Genomic DNA, 6818 nt, shown 5'->3' with positions numbered 1-6818 from the left:
AGCTTCAGGCGGATCAGGGCCGCGTGTGTTTGAGCGAAGCGAGTTTCACGCGGACCCCGCCTGAAGCGAGCACCGCAGGTTGCCCGAAGCGAAGCGCAGGGACACGCACAGTGGGGTCGCCTTTCTTTTGCTTACTTTTCTTTGGCGAAGCAAAGAAAAGTAAGTCGCCCGCCGGGGCGAGACCCGGCCAACAGCCGAACAACCCCAACGGAGCCCAAAAATGCTAACCGTAAAAAACATCCACCAGTACTACGGCGGCTCCCACATCCTGAGAGACGTCAGCCTACAAGCCCACCTAGGCAAAGTCACAGTCCTCCTAGGCCGCAACGGCGTAGGCAAGACAACGCTGCTCAAGTCCCTCATGGGCCTGGTCCCCATCAAAAGCGGCACCATCGAATTCAACGGCACCCCCATCCAAAAAAAGACCCCCTACGAAAGAGCCAGATCAGGCATGGGCTTCGTCCCCCAAGGTCGCGAAATCTTCGCCCGCCTCACGGTAGAGGAAAACCTCCGCATGGGCCTGGCCTACAAATCCGGCAGCACCCCCATCCCCCCGGAGCTCTACGACCTATTCCCCGTCCTCAAGCAGATGCTCAACCGCCGCGGCGGCGACCTCTCGGGCGGCCAGCAGCAGCAACTCGCCATCGCCCGCGCCCTTGCGCCGAAGCCCAAGCTCCTGATCCTCGACGAACCCACAGAAGGCATCCAGCCCAGCATCATCAAGGACATCGGCCGCGTGATCCGCATGCTCGCCGACCGTGGCGACATGGCCATCGTGCTGTGCGAGCAGTACTACGACTTCGCGCAGGAACTGGCCGACGACTACCTCGTGATGGAGCGCGGCGAAGTCATCGCGCGCGGCCTCGGCAAGGACATGGAAGCGCAGGGCGTGCGCCAGCTGGTCGCGATCTGATCAGCGCGCAGGCGGTTCCGCAGACGCCATCCGCTCTCGCGCGAGCTTCGCGAAGGCCTGCAGCTCGGCGGCGTTGAGATCCGACACAGCCCACGCCTGCATCCCGTCTTCCGTCCACTGCACGAGGTTGTAGCCGCGTCGCGCAAGAAGCCGAGGCGGCTTCGACTTGTCGGCAGGTGCAGGCCAGACGAAGAGATTGACGATGTGCTGCCCGGACCGATAGACCATCGCGGCGACCGGCCGGCCGTCGATGAAGTCGAGACGGGCCCCGACCAGAGGCTGACCCTCCGCACCGAGGTCGACCACCGGCGGCGAGAAATCGAGCTTGCCCGCGAACCACGGCTTGACGGTGTGATGGTCCGACGACGCAACGTCGGTGAGATGGGCCGCCATGAGCGAACGCACATGACTGTCGGTAACGGCATCACCGAGCGCTTCCGGTGCGGGCCCGAGCAGCAGGGTGAACGCAAGGCCCCAGGCCGTGGCTGCACCAGCGCCGAAAAGAGCGATCGCCTGCAGCCAGCGCCAAGACCTGGCCGGGGGCGGCCGGCGGACCACCGCCTGCATGTCCGAATTGCGCAGTTCGGCACGGATGCGGTCGGCCAACCCAGCGGGCGGTGCATGCCGAGTCGCCTCGCGACGAATCAGCAAGCCCAGTTCGTCGTCTTCAGGTGCTTGCATCGCGCTGCGCTCCGGGTTTCGCGGGGGGTGCTTCTTCGCGCAACGCCTCGCGCAGCAGGGCGCGGGCGCGCGACAGGCGCGACATCACGGTGCCGACGGGAATGCCGGCGATGCGTGCGATCTCTTCATACGACATCTCTTCCAACTCCCGAAGCACGATCACCTCCCTGAACGGTGGCGCGAGCGCTTCAATGGCGGTATCGACGCGCCGGCCGAGCGCGCGGCGCTCCCACGTCGTCGCCGGATCACCGCCGTCGCGCGGACGGGACCCGATGCCCGGCTCGTCCACGCCGCTGTCGCGCACCTCGTCGAACTCGACCTGATCGGCGAGATGGCGGTGCTGGCGCATCGCGTCATAGCACGCGTTGCGCACGATGCCCAGGAGCCATGGCCGGGCGCTCTCGCCGCGCAGGTCGTCGTAGAAGCGAAAGGCGCGCAGACAGGCCTCCTGCACCGCGTCCTCGGCCTGCTGGTCGTCGCGCAGCAGCCAACGCGCCAGGTTGTAGGCGGCGGGCAGGTGCGGCAGGGCCGCGGTCTCGAATCGGCGCGTGCGGTCGTTCAACGAATTCCTTCCCTGTATGACGGGACGCGTCGCCGATTTATTCCGTCAGTCGCAAAAGCGGGAATCGGGAATAGGCAAGGGCCGCGGGCCGTCATGCGTGATGGCGATTCTGTCCCTTCTCGCTGCATCAAGGAGCCCCTTCATGAAACCTTCATCGATCCTCGTCGCCGCACTTGCGGCTATCTGCGTGGCCGCCTCGGCCGCCGCCGCGGGCCCCAAGGCCTATGTGGGCAACTTCAAGGACAACACCGTCAGCGTCATCGACACCGGCGCCGGGAAAGTCGTCGCGACAGTGCCGGTGGCGACCGGCCCTGACGGCATCGCGGTCACGCGCGACGACGCGCAAGTCTTCGTCAGCGGCTCCGGGGCGACCAGCCTCAGCGTGATCGACACCGCGAGCGACAAGGTCACGGCCACCGTCGAAGTCGGCAAGGGGCCGCAGGGCCTCGCGCTCACGCCGGACGGCCGCTGGCTGCTGGTGGCAGTCAACGGCGACGACCGTGTCGCCGTGGTCGACACCAAGACGCATGACATCGCCGCCACCGTGCCGGTGCCCAAACCGCACACCATTGCGGTCCGGCCCGACGGAAAGCAGGCCTATGTCTCTTCGCAGGCGCCGGGGAACTTCGCGCTGGTGGTCATCGACCTGACTTCGCGCACCGTGGCAACCAGCGTGCCGGTCGAGAAGACGCCGCGAGACCTCGAATTCGGGCCCGACGGCAAGGCGCTCTACGTCACATTGGCGGGCGTCAGCGCGGTGCAAGTGTTCGACCCCGCATCGAACAAGGTGGTGGGCGAGATTCCGACTGGTGTCTCGCCGCATGTGGCGCACCATTTCGCCGACACACGCTCGGGCGTGGTGGTGGTGCAGGGGCCGGGTGAGCTGATGCTCTTCGACCCTGCCACGCGATCTGCAACCGGCAGCGTCGCCGTGGGCAAGCAGCCGCACTGGGTCGATGTGCTGCCCGATCACGCGAAGGTGATGGTCACCAACGAAGGATCAAACGACGTCAGCGTGGTGCCCCTGGCTGGTGGGCCGGTTGCGACCATTCAGGTCGGTACGGCGCCGCGCAAGATCGCCATCCAGCACCGGGCCAGTGGCGGGACCACGGCCAAGGTCTCGATCGACAACTTCGCCTTCGGGCCGGCCCAGCTCGCGGTCGCCGCCGGCCAGCGCGTGACCTGGACCAACCACGACGGTGCCCCCCACGGCATCGCCTTTGCCGACGGTGCGCCGGGCATGGACCTGATGCTGCCGGGGCAGGACTTCAGCCGCACCTTTGCGAAGCCGGGCGTCTACGACTACGTCTGCGCCGTGCATCCCTACATGACGGCGCGCGTCATGGTGAACTGAGCGCCGTCTTCCAGAACGCCTCGGCAGCCTTTCCCAGGGGTTCGCCGTCGCGATAGAGCCGGATTTCCAGGGGGACGTTCCAGTCGTCGCCTGCGGCGGCTACGAGTCGACCCTGCGCGATGTCTTCTTCCACCAACGTCCGGGGCAGCCACGCGACGCCCCTCCCGTCCAGCACCATCGTCCTGAGGACGGAAGCGAGATGGGCCGTGAAAACGAACTGCACCGTCGAGGGCTCCAGCCTGCGGCCGACGACGGCCCGCATGATCCGTCCCAGCCCTGACTCCTCCGTGTACTGGAGCACCGGCAAAGGCAATCCGCCGCGGCGCGCCAGTTGATGGCGCGCTTTGCCCGATCCGTCCGGCGCCGACACCGCGATCAACATGTCCTCGCCGATCCGCGCCGACCGGTACGGCTCCGCATCCAGCGCTCCCTGCGCCTTGATGTGCGCATGGGTCAACACGAACTGGACCTTGCTCTGCAGCATCAGTGCTTCGCAACGCTGCAGAACATCGGACATGAGCTGCACCGGCCCGAGTGTCGTGTTCGACTCGAGGCTTCGCAGCCACCGCGGCAGGAACGTGAAGGAGAGCGCGTGTGTGGAAGCGATGCGCAATGTGACCGAACTGGCCTCGGCGACCTTCCTGGCTTCCCCCGGGACACGGGCGACCCTTGTGATCAATTCCTGCGCTACGCCTGCGAACCACTCGCCGACTTCTGTCAGCCTGGCTGGCTGCGAACTTCTGTCGAAGAGATCGGCACCGACCCACTCCTCCAGGGCGCGGATGCGTCGGCTGAACGCAGGCTGCGAGCTATGGCGGTCTTCCGCCGCGCGCGAGAAATTTCCCGTCGCGGCAAGCGCCACGAAGTCCTCAAGCCAGATCAGATTCATGAGCGGTTCGTCAGGTGCATGGAAGCAGCGAAAAAGAGCATTGGCCGAAAGAATCGGCATGGCGGACCATTCGGGCGATCAAGAACCATCTGGGACCCCGCATGAAGATCGTCGAAATTCGAGAGAAAACCATTCCCATCAGCTCGCCCATACGCAATGCCTACATCGACTTTAGCAAGATGACACTGAGCCTTGTCGCGGTGATCACCGACGTGATCCGCGACGGCAAGCCGGTGGTTGGCTACGGCTTCAACTCGAACGGCCGCTATGGGCAGGGCAAGCTGATGCGCGAGCGGTTCGTCCCGCGCATTCTCGAAGCCGATCCGGCTTCGCTCGTCGACGCGACGGGCGACAACCTCGACCCGCACAAAGTCTGGAACACCATGTTCACCAACGAAAAGCCGGGCGGCCACGGTGAACGCTCCGTGGCGATCGGGACCATCGACATGGCGGTCTGGGATGCGGTTGCAAAGATCGAGGGCAAGCCGCTTTTCCAGTTGCTCGCGGATCGCTACGGAGACGGCAAGCCGAACCGCAAGATCTTCGTCTATGCGGCCGGCGGCTACTACTACCCAGGGCAGGACCACAACAAGCTGAAGGACGAGATGCGCAGCTACATCGACCGGGGCTACACCGTGGTCAAGAAGAAGATCGGTGGTGCTTCGCTCGACGAGGACTTGCGCCGGATCGATTCGATCCTGAGCGTGCTGCAGGACGGGCAGAAACTGTGCGTCGACGCCAACGGTCGCTTCGACCTCGACACCGCCATCCAGTACGCGAAAGCGCTCTCGCAATACGACCTCTTCTGGTACGAGGAACCGGGCGATCCGCTCGACTTCGAGCTGCAGGCGACCTTGCGCAACTACTACAAGAACCCGATGGCCACGGGCGAAAACCTGTTCTCGATGCAGGACGCCCGAAACCTCATCCGATACGGCGGCATGCGCCCCGACCGCGACTGGCTGCAGTTCGATTGCGCGTTGAGCTACGGCCTGGTCGAGTACCTTCGCACGCTCGACATGCTGAAGGAGCATGGCTGGTCGGCCAGCCGCTGCATTCCGCACGGCGGCCATCAAATGTCGCTGAACATCGCGGCGGGTCTCGGACTGGGCGGCAACGAGTCTTATCCGGACCTGTTCCAGCCCTTCGGCGGCTTCCCCGACGGGCTGAAGGTCGACAACAGCCATGTGACCCTTCCGGACCTGCCGGGGATCGGCTTCGAGGGCAAGGCGGATCTTTACCGAGAGATGCAGGCATTGTCGGCCTGAGTAAATGAAAACAACTGGAGACAAAATGAAGCTGTTTCGAAACGCGCTGGTGGTCAGTCTGCTGGCAGTCAGCGCACTGGCCCGCGCCGATTTCCCCGACAGGCCGATCACGCTGGTCGTGCCATTTGCGCCGGGTGGACCAAGCGACAAGATCGCGCGCGATCTGGCCGAGGCGCTGCGCAAGCCGCTGGGTCAGACGATCATCGTGGACAACACGGCCGGCGCCGGCGGCACGATCGGATCGGCCCGCGTGGCACGGGCCAAGCCCGATGGCTACACGCTGCTCGTGCACCACATCGGACTCGCGACCTCGCCATCGCTGTATCGAAAGCTCAGCTACAAGACGCCGGACGACTTCGAGTTCCTGGGGTTGATCAACGAGGCGCCGTCCACCCTGATCGGCAAGCCGATGCTCCCCGCAAGGAGCTTTGCCGATCTGCGCAAGTGGATCGATGCCAACAACGGCAAGGTGAATCTGGCAAATGCCGGGCTAGGTTCGGCATCGCACCTCTGTGGCCTGATGCTGCAAAGCGCGCTCAAGGTCGAAATGACCCCGGTTCCGTACAAGGGCACGGGGCCGGCGATGACCGATTTGATGAGCGGTCAGGTCGATCTGATGTGTGAACAAGCAACCAACGCGGTGCCGCAGATCGAAGGGCACACCGTCAATGCGTACGGGGTCACCAGCCTGCAGCGCCTCAAGCTGCCGGCGTTGCAGTCGGTCCCGACGTTGGCCGAATCCGGATTGCCCGATTTCAACGTGACCGTGTGGCACGGCCTCTACGCCCCGCACGGCACTCCGCCAGAAGTGATCGCAAAACTCAACGCCGCCCTTCGCGTGGCGTTGAAAGACCCGGAGCTGATCAAACGCGAAGAGGCGCTCGGCCTCACGATCGTCAGCGATGACCGGCTCAGTCCGGCTGGGCACAGGAAATTCGTGGAGACCGAGATGGCGCGCTGGTCGAAAGTCATCAAGGACGCCGGGCAATACGCGGATTGAGTCGGAAATCGGGCCGGTAGATCGCGCCCACTTCCGACATCTGCATACCCCTGCGTTCCCGCCCCGGACGCGCTACGCTCGGGGTTGATCCACAGCCCGAGACCCCGCCATGTCCCTGCGTCCGTCCGATCGTCCAATGCCATCCGGGAGC

The 6818-nt window shown here is 64.9% G+C and carries 7 protein-coding genes; 4 read left to right on the top strand and 3 right to left on the bottom strand.

Annotated features, from left to right (window positions below; translation table 11 throughout):
* The first annotated feature begins 220 nt into the window (after positions 1 to 220).
* Entirely contained in the window at positions 221 to 913 is a 693-nt protein-coding gene (urtE, locus tag AC1DN9_RS28155; protein ID WP_478105464.1) for an urea ABC transporter ATP-binding subunit UrtE, read from the top strand.
* Here the strand turns inward: urtE and AC1DN9_RS28150 are convergent, their stop codons facing one another.
* Both AC1DN9_RS28150 and AC1DN9_RS28145 read right to left on the bottom strand, forming a co-directional pair.
* Entirely contained in the window at positions 914 to 1594 is a 681-nt protein-coding gene (locus AC1DN9_RS28150; RefSeq protein ID WP_478105462.1) for an anti-sigma factor family protein, read from the bottom strand.
* A complete protein-coding gene (locus AC1DN9_RS28145; protein WP_478105460.1) occupies positions 1581 to 2156 on the bottom strand; it encodes a sigma-70 family RNA polymerase sigma factor in 576 nt (191 codons plus the stop codon). Before AC1DN9_RS28145 ends, AC1DN9_RS28150 begins: the two co-directional genes overlap by 14 nt.
* A gap of 142 nt (positions 2157 to 2298) precedes the next feature.
* On the opposite strand from AC1DN9_RS28145, the gene AC1DN9_RS28140 reads away from it, so the two are divergent.
* Entirely contained in the window at positions 2299 to 3510 is a 1212-nt protein-coding gene (locus AC1DN9_RS28140; protein ID WP_478105458.1) for a YVTN family beta-propeller repeat protein, read from the top strand.
* On the opposite strand, the gene AC1DN9_RS28135 is transcribed toward AC1DN9_RS28140, so the two are convergent.
* On the bottom strand, positions 3497 to 4399 hold the full coding sequence (locus AC1DN9_RS28135; protein ID WP_478105456.1) for a LysR substrate-binding domain-containing protein: 903 nt from the start codon (positions 4397 to 4399) through the stop codon (positions 3497 to 3499). The genes AC1DN9_RS28140 and AC1DN9_RS28135 overlap by 14 nt on opposite strands.
* Before the next feature lie 101 nt (positions 4400 to 4500).
* On the opposite strand from AC1DN9_RS28135, the gene AC1DN9_RS28130 reads away from it, so the two are divergent.
* Together AC1DN9_RS28130 and AC1DN9_RS28125 are read left to right on the top strand one after the other, a co-directional pair.
* Positions 4501 to 5667, top strand: coding sequence for a mandelate racemase/muconate lactonizing enzyme family protein (locus tag AC1DN9_RS28130; RefSeq protein ID WP_478105454.1), 1167 nt, complete (start codon positions 4501 to 4503; stop codon positions 5665 to 5667).
* A 25-nt stretch (positions 5668 to 5692) separates the two neighbouring features.
* Complete coding sequence (locus tag AC1DN9_RS28125; protein WP_478105452.1) at positions 5693 to 6667, top strand: tripartite tricarboxylate transporter substrate-binding protein; 975 nt, start codon at positions 5693 to 5695, stop codon at positions 6665 to 6667.
* The last annotated feature ends 151 nt before the right edge of the window (positions 6668 to 6818 follow it).

The organism is Variovorax sp. 05L425 (assembly GCF_056397705.1).
This window is presented reverse-complemented; position numbering and strand designations above follow the sequence as displayed.